14 protein-coding genes are annotated in these 14,524 nt (G+C 59.7%); 2 read left to right on the top strand and 12 right to left on the bottom strand.

Features of this window, described 5'->3' with window-relative positions; translation table 11 throughout:
* Positions 1–201: 201 nt before the first annotated feature.
* From LAO20_19065 to LAO20_19010, 12 genes are all read right to left on the bottom strand, one after another.
* Positions 202–855, bottom strand: coding sequence for a metal-dependent hydrolase (locus LAO20_19065; GenBank protein ID MBZ5533536.1), 654 nt, complete (start codon positions 853–855; stop codon positions 202–204).
* 60 nt (positions 856–915) lie between these two features.
* The gene (locus LAO20_19060) at positions 916–1,332 is read right to left on the bottom strand and encodes a hypothetical protein (GenBank protein MBZ5533535.1); all 417 of its coding nucleotides are present in this window, start codon (positions 1,330–1,332) and stop codon (positions 916–918) included.
* 33 nt (positions 1,333–1,365) lie between these two features.
* The gene (locus tag LAO20_19055; GenBank protein ID MBZ5533534.1) at positions 1,366–1,971 is read right to left on the bottom strand and encodes a GNAT family N-acetyltransferase; all 606 of its coding nucleotides are present in this window, start codon (positions 1,969–1,971) and stop codon (positions 1,366–1,368) included.
* Positions 1,972–1,974: 3 nt separating this feature from the next.
* Entirely contained in the window at positions 1,975–4,137 is a 2,163-nt protein-coding gene (locus LAO20_19050; protein ID MBZ5533533.1) for a phenylalanine--tRNA ligase subunit beta, read from the bottom strand.
* A 172-nt stretch (positions 4,138–4,309) separates the two neighbouring features.
* Positions 4,310–5,419, bottom strand: a complete 1,110-nt coding sequence (pheS, locus tag LAO20_19045) for a phenylalanine--tRNA ligase subunit alpha (protein MBZ5533532.1) — start codon at positions 5,417–5,419, stop codon at positions 4,310–4,312.
* A gap of 167 nt (positions 5,420–5,586) precedes the next feature.
* Positions 5,587–5,952: a 50S ribosomal protein L20 gene (gene rplT / locus LAO20_19040; protein ID MBZ5533531.1), complete on the bottom strand. Its 366-nt coding sequence runs from the start codon at positions 5,950–5,952 to the stop codon at positions 5,587–5,589.
* A gap of 171 nt (positions 5,953–6,123) precedes the next feature.
* Positions 6,124–6,318 (bottom strand): 50S ribosomal protein L35, encoded by a 195-nt coding sequence (gene rpmI, locus LAO20_19035; protein MBZ5533530.1) that lies wholly within the window; start codon positions 6,316–6,318, stop codon positions 6,124–6,126.
* A 166-nt stretch (positions 6,319–6,484) separates the two neighbouring features.
* Positions 6,485–7,111 (bottom strand): translation initiation factor IF-3, encoded by a 627-nt coding sequence (gene infC / locus LAO20_19030; protein ID MBZ5533529.1) that lies wholly within the window; start codon positions 7,109–7,111, stop codon positions 6,485–6,487.
* Between the two features lie 282 nt (positions 7,112–7,393).
* Positions 7,394–8,065 (bottom strand): ankyrin repeat domain-containing protein, encoded by a 672-nt coding sequence (locus tag LAO20_19025; GenBank protein ID MBZ5533528.1) that lies wholly within the window; start codon positions 8,063–8,065, stop codon positions 7,394–7,396.
* Between the two features lie 90 nt (positions 8,066–8,155).
* On the bottom strand, positions 8,156–9,529 hold the full coding sequence (gene mtaB, locus LAO20_19020) for a tRNA (N(6)-L-threonylcarbamoyladenosine(37)-C(2))-methylthiotransferase MtaB (GenBank protein ID MBZ5533527.1): 1,374 nt from the start codon (positions 9,527–9,529) through the stop codon (positions 8,156–8,158).
* A 152-nt stretch (positions 9,530–9,681) separates the two neighbouring features.
* Complete coding sequence (locus LAO20_19015) at positions 9,682–9,993, bottom strand: zinc-ribbon domain containing protein (protein MBZ5533526.1); 312 nt, start codon at positions 9,991–9,993, stop codon at positions 9,682–9,684.
* Positions 9,994–10,424: 431 nt separating this feature from the next.
* Complete coding sequence (locus tag LAO20_19010) at positions 10,425–11,756, bottom strand: amidohydrolase family protein (protein ID MBZ5533525.1); 1,332 nt, start codon at positions 11,754–11,756, stop codon at positions 10,425–10,427.
* A gap of 298 nt (positions 11,757–12,054) precedes the next feature.
* Here LAO20_19010 and LAO20_19005 point away from each other — a divergent pair, with 298 nt between their 5' ends.
* Both LAO20_19005 and LAO20_19000 read left to right on the top strand, forming a co-directional pair.
* Positions 12,055–12,984, top strand: coding sequence for an ABC transporter ATP-binding protein (locus tag LAO20_19005; GenBank protein ID MBZ5533524.1), 930 nt, complete (start codon positions 12,055–12,057; stop codon positions 12,982–12,984).
* Between the two features lie 270 nt (positions 12,985–13,254).
* Complete coding sequence (locus LAO20_19000) at positions 13,255–14,088, top strand: ABC transporter permease (GenBank protein ID MBZ5533523.1); 834 nt, start codon at positions 13,255–13,257, stop codon at positions 14,086–14,088.
* The last annotated feature ends 436 nt before the right edge of the window (positions 14,089–14,524 follow it).

The following is a 14,524-nucleotide window of genomic DNA, read 5'->3' as shown; positions in this document are numbered from 1 at the left end:
CGACGGGCTTTTCCAACGGACTCTAGCTAGGATGGCGGCAGCACGCGGCTGCGAACGAAGACCTTTGAAACGCGGAGGAGCGGAGGAAGCGGAGGGAAACGAATCGGGAATTTCGTAATCGAGAAGTTAGCAGAAAGCTGCGGCCGAAATGAAAATTACCAAATTACCAAGTTACTCATTTAACAAATTCCTCTCTGTGTTTCAAGGTTTGCTTTCTCTCTTCCTATCAATCCAGTACGCCCAGGGAATCGTCAGCCACAGGGCCACGCCGCTGAACTTGATGGCGTTCAGGTTCGGTGGCGGCGGACCGAACGTTGCGCCCACCCAGATTACCAGCAGCAGCGCAACAAAACTCCACAAGGCAAATTGTCCGGTGCGATCTTTGGATTTGGTGCAACCCAGATAAATCGCCAACCCGCCGAAGAACATCGCCAACTCCACCACGACTGTCCCGGCCACCGAATTCCACAATCCCAGGCCGTACTTTTGTGGCGACCACGGCGTCAGCGGCATGTCCGGACGGTGCGATGCCCAGTCCAGCGCCCAGTGGCTCAGCACGCCGGCGAACACCACCCACGTTCCTGCCTGGTAGCGCCGGGCGATGAAGTACGCCGCGGCTAACCCGGCGGCCCATATCAAATCCATGAGCAAGCTGTGCGACCAGGGGTAAGAGATAAAGTCGAGCGGCGTCATCTTGGTGATGCCTGGGGCGATGGCCACCCGCTCCCATCCCAGGAGCAGAAACGCGGGCCAGAGGACGTCGGCGAATTCGGTGGCCAGCAGCGCCGTGCCGAAAGAAGTCTTCGGAGCAACCGTTTTCGCGGCGAGCGCGAGTCCAAAGTGTCCAAGAAACATGCGCAGTAGGGTAAGAGGGAACCAGAAGAATTTCAAGCGAAGTTGGAACCAAACGTCGCCTTATTTGCGCGCGTCCGGCGTCGGCAGAACGCCAGGCCGCCTCATCAGGCGCAGGGCCACCCATCCGCCGATGGTCACATCAATCGTCAAACAGAAACCGGGCCACCAGCGCGGCACTCCAGGATTTTCGATGAGCAAGTGATGCACGAAGTCAAAAACGCCGTGTCCGGCAATGGCAGCGGCCACGAACCAGGGATTCGTTTTGAAGCCTAGAACCGCAAGGAGAAGGAACACGCTGGCCGCAAGGACTTCAAGGATGAGTGTCCGCCCGGAAGCTCCCATCACAGCAAACAATGCATAATATGAGGCGACTACGATGGCCACGGTTGGATAGAAAGCGCGGTCCCGATCAAGGCCAACCGAGGCGGCGAAGGCCACAGTCGCGAACCCCAGTATCAAGCCGATCAGGTATTCCATTTGCACGTCACCTCTTTCGGCTCTCGCACATCCTTAGCCTTTGAACTCTTCCCGCAAAATCGCCCACAGCAGCACGTCTTCATATTCGCCCCACTTCTTTACCATGTGGCGCAAGCGGCCTTCCTGCCTCATGCCCAGGCGGGCCAGCACGTTGCCGGATGCAGCATTGCGCACCATGTGGTAGGCGCACACGCGGTGCAGGCCTTCCAGGTTGAACGCGTAGTCCAGCATGGCATGGCCGGCTTCGGTCACGTAGCCCAGTCCGCTGTGGGCTTCGTCAATCCAGTATCCCAGTTCTCCCTGCTCGTGCGGACGCTCAATGGACTTGATGAGCGCGCCGCCAATCAGGTCCTGCGGAGCTTCCCGCAGCGCGATAGCAAAGTATGCGCCGGAGCCGAGCTGAAACTCCTCGTTGTATTTGTGAATGTCATCCAGCGCCTGTTCCGGGCTGTAAGGATGCGGAATGGACACCGTGGTGTCAGCCACGCGGCGTGTGCCGGCGAGTTCAGCGAGGCGCGCCGCATCGGCGGCGACAAACGGCCGTATCACCAGCCGCTCCGTCTGCAGGACGGGCTGCACGCGCGGACTCACAGTCTCCTGGTTCTTGCCCGACTTGCGAACCGCAGACAACCAACGCATACGTTAACTCCGCAGGCTTCCCCCGATGGCTTCCAGCGCCCTGATAATCTGCGCCGACCATTGCGCCACTTCGTCGTCCTTGAGCGTGCGCTCCGCCGACTGGAACTGCGCCCGCAGCAGGACGGAGTATTTCCCGTGCGGCACGGCGCCTCCGCGAAAAATTTCCGCCGGCATGAAACTCTGCATCTCCGCGATATTGAGCGCGTGCGCGGCGGACTGAATCTGCTCAAAGCTCATCGCGTCGGCAAAGACGAAAGAGAAATCGCGGTCCACGGCGGGGAATTTTGAGAGTGGCTGGTAACGGGCCACGCGCAGCCCCAGCGCAAACAGCGCGTCCAGATGGATTTCCGCGATGTAGATTTCCTGCTTCAGCTTGCGCGCCGCGGCCACATCCTGGTGAAGCTGTCCCAGCGTGGCTACTTTCTGGCCGTCGGCAGTTACCGTGGCGCAACGCCCCGGATGGTAGTAAGCTCCCGCGCCCGGCGTGAACGCCAGCGCGCTAATCTCAAACGAATGCAGCAGGGCTTCCACGTCGCCCTTGAGGTCAAAGAACGAGTACGGCCGGCCCGCGCCGTGCACGCTGGATTCCAGCGCATGGCCGGTAGCGCCCAGGCAGATCATCTTTTTTTCGTTGGCGCGTTCACCCTTGAGTTCGAACACATTGCCTGTTTCAAACAGGCGAACGTCCTCCGCCCCGCGATTCAGGTTCCATGCCAGCATCGCCAGCATCCCGGGGACCAGCGACGTCCGCATGGCGGATTGCTCTTCGCTCAGCGGATTGGCCAGCATCACCGGGGTCGCTTGGGCGAACGCATGCGCTTCCTCCGGCGAAATGAACGTGGGCGAGACGGCTTCGTTGTAGCCCAGAGCCAGCAACTCGGAACGCAGGCGCGCTTCTTTGGCCGCATGCGGTAACTCCACCACGCCGCCGGAGAACGAAGGCAACGTGTTGGCGAACTTGTTGTATCCGTGAATGCGCGCGATCTCTTCGATCAGATCAATCTCACGCTCAATATCCAGACGCCAGGTGGGCAATTCAACACCCAGGTCTTTCTCGAAATTCAAATTCCATTCCGGCAGCTTCACCCCGAGTTTGGCGGCCACGGCCTTGGCTTCTTCGCGCATCTTCTCCACTTGCTCGGCGGTCTTGGTTTGGAACGCCGCGCCTTTGAAAACGCCTTCGGCAAGACTCTTCAAGGGAGCGAATCCCAGCCGCTTGAACATGCGGCGAATGTCATCGGTCGGAATGTCCTTGCCCAGGTGGCGCAGTACTTCGCTGTGGCGTAGCCACAGTGAATGGCGGACAATGTGTCCGGCAACGGCGTCCACCGCGTCGCCTTCGAGTTCGCCGCCGGCGGTTGCCAGAATCAACTCGGCTACGCGATCGCATGCCAGCAACGTGGCACTCCAGTCCGCGCCGCGTTCGAAAATGTGCGACGCGTCCGTGTGCATGCCCAGCCGCCGCGCTGTTTTGCGGACGGTGGCCGGATCAAACCACGCGGATTCGATCAGAATATTTTTCGTGGTGGCCGATATCGCCGAATCCAGTCCGCCCATCACGCCGGCCAGCGCGACCGGCCGCACCGCGTCGGCGATGACCAGGTCTTCCGGCTCGAGCTTGCGGTCCACGCCGTCCAATGTCTTCAGCGATTCGCCGTGGCGCGCGCGGCGCACGATGATCTTGCCGCCTTCCAGCTTGTCCAGGTCAAAGGCGTGCGTGGGATGGCCGATCTCCATCAGCGTGTAGTTGCTGGCGTCCACGGCATTGCTGATGCCGCCGTGGTCGTCAATCTTCAGGCGATCGAGGATCTTCTCCGGCGAAGGAGCGATCTTCACGTTGCGAATCACGCGCGCGGTGTAGCGCTTGCAGCCTTCGGCGTCCTGGATTTCAATCGGGAACGGCTTGGCCGCGGGCTTGGCTTTTGGGAGCTTGGGCGCGATGGGCTTCAGGTCAAGGTCATAGATGGCCGAGCACTCGCGCGCCACGCCGTAGTGGCACATGGCGTCGGGACGATTGGTGCCGATCTCCATCTCGAAGAACATTTTCCCGTCGATCTGCTTGACGGACTCCACCGCCACGCCGGCTAGGGTGAGATCGTCGGCGAGTTGGGTTTCGGTGACTTTAAGGTCGACGAATTCGCGCAGCCATTTGGGATCGATACGCATTAGTTCTCACCACGGAGGCACGGAGACACGGAGAAAATCATTGTTGGTTTACGCAGGCTTAACAATTCCTCCGCTTCCTCCGTTCCTCTGTGTTTCCAAGGTGTTCTCTTACTTGCCATTGCAAATTGCTGCTTCGGGGCTGAATGCTGAGTGCTGACTGCTGAATGCTACTTCACGCAAACTGCTCCAGGAACCTCACATCACCCTGATAGAACAGCTGAATATCATCAATCCCGTACTTGAGCATGGTGATGCGCTCCACGCCCATGCCGAAGGCGAAGCCCGAGATCTTCTGCGCGTCGTAACCGTTGCTCTCCACGAACTTGAAGACGTTGGGGTCCACCATGCCGCAGCCCAGCAGCTCAATCCAGCCGCTCATCTTGCACAGGCGGCAGCCTTTGCCGCCGCATTTGAAGCAGGTGATGGACACGTCGGCGCTCGGCTCGGTGAAAGGGAAGAACGAGGGGAAGAACCGCGTCTTTACGTTCGACCCGAACAGCGATTTCATGGCGTGGTCCAGCGTGCCCTTCAGGTCGCAGAAGGTGATGTTGGTGTCCACGGCCAGGCCCTCCACCTGGTGAAAAATGGGCGAGTGGGTGGCGTCCGCGGTGTCCGCGCGGTGGACCTTGCCGGGAATCACCACGCGGATCGGCGGCGGCGTGGCCATCATGGAGCGAATTTGCACCGGCGAGGTGTGCGTGCGCAGCAGCAGGCGGTCGCGCTGCGCCTTCTTCTCCTGCCCGGCGACGAACAATGTGTCCTGCGTATCGCGCGCCGGATGGTTCGGGGGAAAATTCAGCGCTTCAAAATTGAAGTAATCGGTCTCGATCTCCGGACCGTCCGCTACGGAGTAGCCCATGGCGCGGAAGACGTTCACGACTTCGTTCATCGTCGCCAGCATGGGGTGCTCAGCGCCCAGCGGGCGACGAATGCCGGGGAGAGTGACGTCAACGCGTTCGGCGTCCAAACGCGTCGCGGAGGCCGAGCCGGAGATGCGCGTCTGCGCCGCGTCCACCGTCTGCTCGACTTCAGTCTTGAGCTGATTGACCCGCGCGCCGACGTCGCGTTTCGCCGGACCCGGAGCGGCTTTCAGCCAAAGATCGTTGATCTGGGTAAGGACGCCGTTCTTGCGGGCCATCCAGCGGTCGCGAAAATTCTTGTAGTCGTTCTCGCTGGCGATGGATTCCGCTTCCTGGCGAAGGGCGGCCAGCAGGTCGCGGACGGCGCTGTCCAGTGACGCCGCTGAATAATCCTCGAGTTTTGGAACGCTGTAAGTCGCCATGTTGGATCGTGTGGCACAGGCACTCTTGCCTGTGCCCAACTTCTTCTAACCACAAAGGACACGAAGGAACACAAAGGCTGCATGCCGAACAACTCCTTCGTGAGACTTCGTGCCCTTTGTGGTTCTTGCTTTTCCTGATTGCTGAGTGCTGATTGCTGAGTGCCCGGCTACGCTGCTTTCGTGTTGGCTTTCTTGGCCGTCTCCACCAGAACGCTAAACGATCCCGGATCATTCACCGCGATGTCCGCCAGGACTTTGCGGTCCAGTTCCACGCCGGCTTTCTTCAGGCCGCTGATGAACATGTTGTAGCTGATGCCGTTGGCCTTGGCGGCGGCGCCAATGCGCACGATCCAGATGGCCCGGTACTGGCGCTTCTTCTGCTTGCGTCCGGTGTAGGCGAACTTCAGTCCGCGCTCAACCGACTCTTTGGCGGAACGGTAGAGTTTTGATTTTGTGAGGAAATAACCACTGGCGCGCTCCAGTATCTTCTTGCGGCGCTGGCGGCGTTTTGTGCCGCGTTTTACGCGAGGCATAGTTGCTCCTTTTTTCCATGGCCGGTTTTCCCGGCGGGTTGTAGCGGCTACAGGGAAGGATGCTGGAATCCCTGATCACTCGCTGGTTTCAGACTCGGCCTCTGCACCGTTCATCACAGGCGGGCCGGGTTCTGTCCCGAAAGCTAGTTGCTAGCTGATAGCAGCTAGTGGCTAGTACGGGATCATTCTCCGCACCTTGTGGGCGTCGGCATCGCTCACCAGTGTGTCGGTGTCGAGCTGGCGCTTCCGCTTGGTGCCTTTGGAGGTCAGAATATGGCGCTTGTAAGCCTTGCCCCGCTTGATCTTGCCGGTCGCGGTCTTTTTGAACCGCTTGGCTGCGCCGCTGTGCGTTTTCATTTTAGGCATAAAGATTTATTCCGTAATCAGCAATTAGCAAATGGCAATTAGCGATTGGCCAAGGCAACTGCTCTTTCTGAAGTATGCCGCAGACGAGCTCCGCGAGTTCCGAGTCCTTGATCTTTGACTGCTTGCTTTTTGCCAGTTGCCAATTGCTATTTGCTAATTGCTTTTCTTACGAGCTTGCTTTGCTTCCTTCAGCCGGCGCTGCTTGAACTTTCTGCTCCGGCGCCGGTTGCGGCTTGGCTTGCGGCTTCTTCCCGCCGGACGCCTGTCCGTGGGCATCGGCCGGCTTCTTGCTGCCGGGTACTTGCTTGGGCGGCGCCAGGATCGCGTGCATGGTATTGCCTTCCATGCGCGGACGGAACTCCACAATTCCTTTTTCGCCCACTTCCTTGATCAATCGCTCCAGCACGTTGCGACCCAGGTTCTGGTGGGCCATTTCGCGTCCCCGAAAACGCAGGCTGGCTTTGACCCTGTCGCCGTCGTCCAGGAAGCGCAGCACGTGATTGCGCTTGGTGACGTAATCATGCTCGTCCACGTTCACGCTGAACTTTACTTCCTTCAGGACGATCTGCTTCTGGTTCTTTTTGGCCGCGCGTTCCTTTTTTTCCTGCTCGTAGAGGAACTTGCCGTAGTCCATGATGCGGCACACGGGAGGAACCGCGTTGGGTGAAATCTCCACCAGGTCCAGGTTCAGTTCGCGGGCCTTCTTGATCGCATCAAACGGGGTCATGATGCCCAGCTGGTCGCCTTCCGCGCCGATCACGCGGATTTCCCGCGCGCGGATGCGCTCATTCATGCGAATAAACTTTTTGTCGATTCCATCCTCCCGGGCCCCATTGCTACGAATGGGGGCAAATCCGCGTCTCTGGCCGCGCTACTCTGTGGGGGAATGCCACGGAGCCGGCACGCGGCAAAGACAGTGAAAAGTATAGCATGGTCCTTATTCCTGTCGCTGCGCTCCACACCGCTTGCGAGCCTTCTCCGGTGCGGTTGGTTCAGCGCCTGTTGCAGGCCGCTCAGCGCGCAAATCGGCTTCGCGGCCCTCGACGCGGGCTAAAGTCTTGGTCGCTTCACTCAATTAAACGCTTGGCTGCCCAAGTAAGTACTTTTCCATGCTGGTTCGTTCCGGGTTAATGCGAAAGTCACCGTAACAAAGCTTCCTAAGAATAGAGGTCGGCCGCAGATGCCAACTCGCCCAGGTGAGCGGAGAATCTCCGTTCATGTCTTTGGCGTCAATGACAGCGCCGGCATCGAGCAGAAGCTGGATGGTCTCCTCGTGGCCGAACGCGGCGGCGCGATGCAGAGGAGTCTCTGCCCTGGTTCTCACGTCCCGCATGAACCCGCCGGTTTCTGCCGATGGCTTGGTCCGGCAATTTGGATTGGCGCCGTGGGCGAGCAGGACTTTGACCACCAGGCCGCACCCGGGCCGCTTGTCACTGCATAAGGCCGAATGCAGCGGCGTTTCTCCGCTGTCCGGCGAGGCATGATTCACGTCCGCCCCGTTCTCAATCAGGAACTCGCACAGCCGCCAATGCCCGTGGAACGCAGCCCCGTTGAGTCCCAAGTCTTCTCCCAGCGATCGTAGAGACTCGCCGTTGGCCAACAGGAACCGGATGGCGCTCACGTCGCCGTAGTACGCGCACCACTTGATCAGGGACACCCCCGCCTTGTCCGTCGAGCTGGCAGCATGGCCTTGCGCCAGATAGTCGAACACCAGATCGGTACGTCCGTTGGCGATTCTCTCGAGCATAAGTCCTCCTGAAGTTGGAGCGAAAGGGGCCGGCAAGGCTTGATCTGAGCTTAGGGCGATACTGGAATGCGGAGAGCAGCACGCTGGGTTTCATGGGTGACAAATCAGATCGTCAGTTCCTGCGTCCACTACCGTTGCCTGAAGAATCCGATTTGCCTCGTGCCGCCCCGCGACGCGGACTTTTAAATAGTTGTCGCTTAGCGCTTCGGTCCAGCTCTCGCCGCCCGCCTGCAAGGTGATCACTTCCAGCGTCCGGCCGACAAAGCTCTGGCGGAACGCGCGGTTCTTCTCGCGGATGAGTTCGCGCAGCACGCGGTTGCGCTCGCGCGCGATGTGCACCGGCACCGGGTCCGGCATGGCCGCCGACGGCGTCCCCGGACGCGACGAGTATGTGAATACGTGCAGGTACGTAAACGGCAGACGCTCGATGAAGCTGCGGTTTTCCTCGAACAGTTCGTCGGTCTCGCCGGGGAAGCCGGTCATGACGTCGGCGCCGATGGCCGCATCGGGCATGGCTTCGCGAATTTTGCGGATCTTTTCCGCGTAATGCCACGGGCGGTACTTGCGATGCATCCGCCGCAGAATCGCATCGCTGCCGGATTGCAGCGGCACGTGCGCGTGCTTGGCGATGCGCGGCGAACCGGTCACCAGCTCGATCAGTTCGTCACTCCAGTCCATGGGCTCGACCGAGCTGATGCGGACCTTGGCGATGCCGGTGTGTTCCAGCAGCGCGCGCAGAAGTTGTTCGAAGCGAAGTTGCGGCGAGAAGTCACGGCCCCAGCGCCCCAGATTGATGCCGCTGAGCACAATCTCGCGATAGCCGGCTGCCACGAGGGCGTTAGCTTCGGCGACAACCCGCTCCAGCTTCATCGAACGGCTTTGCCCGCGCACGCTGGGAATGATGCAGAATGAGCAGCGATTGTCGCAGCCGTCCTGGACTTTCAGGTTCGGGCGGGTCTTGGCGCCGATCTCATCGGCCACAAACACCGGCGTGGCGATGAGCTCAGTATGAGCGAAGATGTCGCCGATCAGGGTAAATGCCGGAGCGGAAAGGGAAACCTGCTCCAGTGAAACAAAGTCCCGCGGTCCCGGCGCAAATTCGTTGCTAGAGAAATCGCCAGCGAAGAAAGGCGAAGCCGCAATCTCCGCTGCCACGTGCTTATGAGAATTGCCCACCACCCAGGTGACTCCGGGCAGGGCTGCGATCTCTTCCGGCGCACGCTGGGCGTAGCATCCGGTGACCAGAATTTTTGCGGAAGGATTTTCACGATGTGCCCGGCGGATGGCCGCGCGCGCGTCCTGGTCGGCGGCGGCGGTCACGGTGCATGTGTTCAGCACCACAACGTCGGCGGCGGCAGCGTCGCCGGCGCGGACGAGCCCATGGCCGGCAAGTTGCCGTTCCAGGGCGGCGCCGTCGGCTTGTGTTGCGCGGCAGCCAAAGTTTTCCAGGAAGTATGCAGGCACGGAAATATTATAGAGGGCCGCGCGCGAAGACACTCATGCGACAAGGCAACAGGCCAGCGATGGCTGAAGACACAGCCGCGTTCGGGCACACTACTCGACGCGGGTGCCAATTCCTGGGGCGGTTTGTCGCGTAAGCAACCGGAATGAACTTCCTAGGCGGATGCCGCGGCAGTTCGTCGCTGCTGGAAGCATTCCCGGCAGAACACCGGGCGGCCCTGCGTGGGTTTGAACGGAACCGTGGTCTCACGCTGGCAACCGGAGCAAACGGCCTTGGTCTCCACCCGCTGGAAGGTGGGCCCGGTCTGCGGCAAACCTAGCGCCTGGGCGCGTTTGCCCTTGCAGTTTTTGCAGCGTTTGGGTTCGTTCTTGAATTGTTTATCGTGGAAGAAAAGCTGCTCACCGGATGTGAAAATGAAGTCAGCGCCGCAGTCCACACACTTGAGAACCTTATCCTGGAACTCCATCGAGACATGTCCCCCTTTCCTAACCACCCTAAAGGGTCCGGCCAGAGGGGCATACCTCATCCGTTGGGAACCTTCAGGGCGATACCTACCACGGGTTCGGCCCCGGCGCGGTTCAGTGGACCGCGCTCTTACTTTTAAAACTGCGGAACAGCTCTTATGAATCCCGGAATTTCGTCCTCTTGCAAGCCAGCCGCCGAGGGTCGGTCAGCCAAACTTTGACGTTGATCCAGCTAGGTGTGAGTTTTGCAGTCTCTTCTAATCAAGTCAAGGAAGAAGTTGTGCAAAAATGCATAAAACCCGCATAAGAGGCGTCTTATATTGAGACGATCGAGGTAGATCGTGCATTTGTGGCTCGCCCAATGCGTAAAGGTGGGTAGTCTGAGCCGGGACCAACCGTGTTCGCCATGTCTTATCTGACCAAGACATGCGTTCTACATACCTGGTCGCCAGCCATACAGTTTGGCGGCGTTGTCGTGAAGCACCATGTGGGCGATTCCCAGCGCCCGCTCGCGGGTGATTTCGCCATCCTGCATCATGGCCGTGAGGGCCATGGCCAAGGCTTCGCGTCCGGACTGGGTAGTCTGCCAGCCGATCACGTCCCAGTCGATTTCCGGCGTATTGGGGTAGAGGTCGGTGCCGAACATGACTTTCTCCGGGTACCACTCCAGCCATTCGCGGATCACCTTGCTCAGCGCGCGGGTGGGAATCAGCCAGGTTTGCTCGGAGAAATCAGCGTACACGTTAGGCTTCATCAGCAGGTAGGACGTGTTCTTGGTAAAAGCCCCGGCGCCGCCGTGGACCAGGACAAAGTTGGTCTTGCGCAGCGAGGCATCGTTGAGCACCGATTCCAGCAGGGCAGGGTTGGAGCCGGACAGCATGAAGTAGCTGCCGCAACCGCCGCCGGTGTGAAGATGGACGGGCAGTCCCAGCCGTCCGGCTTCGCGCGCGATGTAGCGAAAAAGATAGTTCTGCAGGCGAAGGTAGTCGGCCGTCAGCGGCACGCCTTCTTTGACAAAGTGGAGATAGATTCTTTGCACCAGCTCGGCCGGCTCAGGGCGGCCAAAGTCGAGCGACCGCAAATACGCGGCTTCAAACTTGATGGCCACCGCGCCTTCGCGCTTTTGTTTCTCCAGCATGGGCGTGATCACCTTGGCGGTGTAGCCCTGCAAGGTTGCGGGCAGGGTCTCCAAGCCAAGCGACTCCAGATACCTCCTGAGCAGCACAGTTTCCTGATGGTAAAAAAACTTGCGGTCAGGCGTCTCGTTGCCGATCTCCGAGTTTTTCAGCGGCAGCATCAGCGCGTCGTCAAAGGGCACCCAGCGGAAACGCGGCGGCTGCAACCCGCGGCCCATGGCCACCCGATTGGCCAGCTCGGTTTCAATGCCCAGTTGGTCCAGCACCCAGTTGGGAAAGTTGTCTCCTTGTTCCTGCATGATCTTCTGGCGGGCTTCCAGCAGTTCTTTTACGTGCTCCGGGGCCGCGTCATTGTAGGGATAGCCGTAGAGCGACTTCCATGCGGCAAGATACTGGGGGTTCTCCGGGCGCGATACGGTGGTGGGTATGCTGGGTTCCAGGGGATCGCAAGGCAGGGCGTCAAACTCGTCGTCTTTCTCTCCCGCGGCCACCACTTTCGGCGGATGGGAATGGTTGTCAATGGCTTTGATCTTCTGGATCTCCGCCAGCAACTGCGGATCGGGCGCCTGGGCGGCAGCCGGTTGAGAGGCCAGCGCGGGAATGAGTGCGAGGAGGAATTGCTTCAGCATTCGGACCACCCTTAAGTCTTGCCTCAGACTGCTTGCAAAGAAGGGCAAATCTTATCGCGAAGAAGGGTAAATTGGCGCCGCCATTTGCGCAAAGCAGGCGCGCGTTCGAAGGCCTTGCCCGCAAACATCTCTCGGGATTCGCGCGGACGCGAGAATTCGCATTCGACGAAAAGGGCCGGGGAATGAAAGAATCACATTTCACCAGCCTCCGGTCGCAGGGCAGCTTTGAATGTTTTGACTTGCAACGGGCCCTGTAACTTACAGAGAAGCTGCGAGTAATACACACGCAGAAACACATATGAGCACACCGCCGGTCATCGCTGTTCATTCATTGACGAAGAATTACGCCAAGCTAGAAGCCGTGAAAGGCATTGACTTTGAAGTCGCCCCCGGTGAAGTCTTCGGCATCCTGGGGCCGAACGGCGCCGGCAAGACCAGCACGGTGGAGATCCTGGAAGGGCTGCGTCCCCGCACCGGGGGCGACGCCACTGTTCTGGGTTTCGACCCCGAGCGGCAGAAGCAGCAGCTCAAGGACCGCATCGGCGTCTGCCTGCAGGCCACCAACCTTCCCGCCAAGATCCGTACCCAGGAAGCGCTTGACCTGTTTGCTTCGTTCTACACGCGCAGCGTCAGCTCAGAGCAGCTGCTCAAACGCCTGCAACTGTGGGAGAAGCGCGCAGCGTATTACGAAACGCTTTCCGGAGGACAGAAGCAGCGGCTGGCCCTGGCGCTGGCCCTGGTGAACGATCCCCAGGTGCTCTTCCTGGACGAACCCACCACCGGGCTTGATCCGCAGATTCGCCTGGAAATCCACGGGCTCATCGAAGAGATGAAGGCGGAGCATCGCACCGTGGTGCTGACCACGCACTATATTGAAGAAGCCGAGAGGCTGTGTGACCGCGTGGCCATCATGGACGAAGGCAAGATCGTGGCCCTGGGTACGCCGCGCGAACTGCAGCAGAAGAGCCGGTCGCAGTCGCGGATACAGATCATCACCGCCCAGCCCCTGGACCTGGCCGCGCTTCCCGCATGGCCGGACGTGGTGGAGATGGACCAGGAAGAAGACAAGCGCGCGCTCAACGTGTACTCCAGCCGTCCGGCGCGGACGCTGTTTGAGATCATGAAATGGCTGGACCAGCAGAGCATCACGCTGGAAGACGTGCACCTGAAGCGTCCGACCCTGGAAGATGTGTTCGTGGAGCTGACGGGGAAAAAGTTGAGGGACTGAGGAAGCAGCTAGCAGCTCGCAATTGGCAACTAGCTTGGTTCTTGACAAAGCGGCGAGGCCGGCTCGCGCGCCGAGCCGCCTGTGCGAGATGCAGAACGGCGGTAGAGTTGGAGCAAGGCACGTAAGCGGTTTGGAGCGAAGCGACAAGAACCGGCGAGAGAAACAATGCGGCGAGGCCGGCTCGCGCGCCGAGCCGCCTGTATGAGGCGCTGAATAAAGGTAGAGGCGGAGCAAGGCACGTAAGCGGTTTGGAGCGAAGCGACAAGAACAATGAAACCTTATATTGAGCTTATCAAGATTGACCTGAAGCTGGCTCTGCGCTTGCGCGCGGTGATTTTCTTCAACTACCTGTTTCCCCTGATTTTCTTTTTTACCATCGGCACTTTTATGGAGGCCAAGGGCAATGTGGCAAGGGCAACGACCGTGGTCACCATGTCAGTGACGCTGGGCATCCTGGGCAACGGGTTGTTTGGCGCCGGAATACGCGCCTTGCAGGAGCGGGAATTGAATATCCTGCGCCGCTACAAGGTCACGCCGATTTCGCCCACGCCGTTGCTGGTGGCGTCCATGGTCACCGGGTGGATCATTTTTCTCCCGTACATCCTGGTACTGCTCACCTTCTCTCACTACTGGTATCTGATGCCGTGGCCCCACCACATGGCATCACTGGTAGGGTTCATATCCCTGGGCTTGATTACGTTCCGTTCAATTGGCTTGGTGGTCGCGTCCGTCGCCAACACCATGCAGGAAGGGACAATCCTGGTCCAACTGCTCTACTTCCCCATGCTGTTCCTGAGCGGCGCCACGTTTCCTATCCGCGGCCCGATCTTCAGCGTGATTTCCCAGTTCATTCCCGCCAGGTACCTGGTCCAGGGGATGCAGGACATCATGCTCAAAGGCGCGGGGTTTAGCTGGCTCGCCTCCAGGGAGTTGTGGGAGGCGGCCGGGGCGCTGTTGGTCACCCTGGTGGTTGGGCTCACCGTAGGGACCAAGCTCTTTCGCTGGGAAAAAGAAGAGAAGATCCGCGGCACAGCCAAGCTGTGGGTGCTGGCGGTGATGCTGCCGTTTGTCGTCATAGGATTGTGGCAGATCTGGCACAAGTAATTTCCACGGGACCCTGTGACACGAGTAAGCTTTAGATCAGAAGGCATTTTGTGATGCATCCTGTATTAGCTCAAGTGATTGCCGCCATCTGCACGGAACGCGACGGCCGTTTCCGCGAAGCACCCGTGCTGGTGCAGCAACTGCTGACCGAGTACGGCGAACATGACCTTGCCAACCGCTTGTTCGCGGAGATTCCCCGTGATGTTCCCTTTGAAGTAGTCGCCGACCTGTTCGCGCTGGTGCTGAAGAGCGGCAATGAAGGCTGCGCGGACTCCATTGCCCGCAGCACGCGAAGCTGGCTGCGGCAGGCTGCGGACAAGAGGAAGTTGAGCGTCGCGTTGCGTGTGATGGAAGAGACGCAGACGCCGGCCGCGCCGGGACGCCGCCATCGCCGCCTTTCCAACGTGCGGCGGCTGCTCAAGGCTCTAGGATTGAA

It is taken from the genome of Terriglobia bacterium (assembly GCA_020072815.1).
Taxonomy (GTDB): Bacteria; Acidobacteriota; Terriglobia; order Terriglobales; family Acidobacteriaceae; genus Angelobacter.
The sequence above is the reverse complement of the archived record's forward strand: the minus strand, read 5'-3'. Positions and strand labels throughout refer to the sequence as shown.